We start from the raw sequence: 365 nt of genomic DNA, 5'->3' as shown, positions 1-365 counted from the left end.
AAGAAGGCCCGGGCGCCGGGCTGGCCGACGGTGCCCGCGACGAACCGCTCGGGCTGGTCATAGAAGTGGACCTGACGGGGCACGTGCTCGCTCCGAGTTCTGGATTCCGGGATCTGACGCTGTCGCGATGAGGAGCGCGGCGGTTGTCGCGCGGTGGATCGTGGTCTCACCGGCCACCCTACGGCCTGCGCAGCCCAGTTGGGGCGGCGCGGGTACCGCTGCGTCAGATGACACGACGTGCGCCGTCACGTCGGGGCCGAAGCCCCGCACCGAGCTGTCACTCCCGCCTCCGCCCGGTGCCGCACTCGACCGGGCGCCACCCGAACACCACCCGGTCCAGGCATGCGCCGAACGCACGGCAGAAC

At 71.8% G+C, this 365-nt stretch carries 1 protein-coding gene; it reads right to left on the bottom strand.

Annotation, left to right across the window (positions count from 1 at the left end; all coding sequences use genetic code 11):
- A partial coding sequence (locus ACLWS4_RS37925) for a DUF3090 family protein (protein WP_416876566.1) occupies positions 1 to 83 on the bottom strand: 83 nt, incomplete at its 3' end.
- Positions 84 to 365 lie beyond the last annotated feature (282 nt).

Source organism: Kitasatospora sp. SC0581 (assembly GCF_048159585.1).
GTDB lineage: Bacteria > Actinomycetota > Actinomycetes > Streptomycetales > Streptomycetaceae > Kitasatospora.
This window is presented reverse-complemented; position numbering and strand designations above follow the sequence as displayed.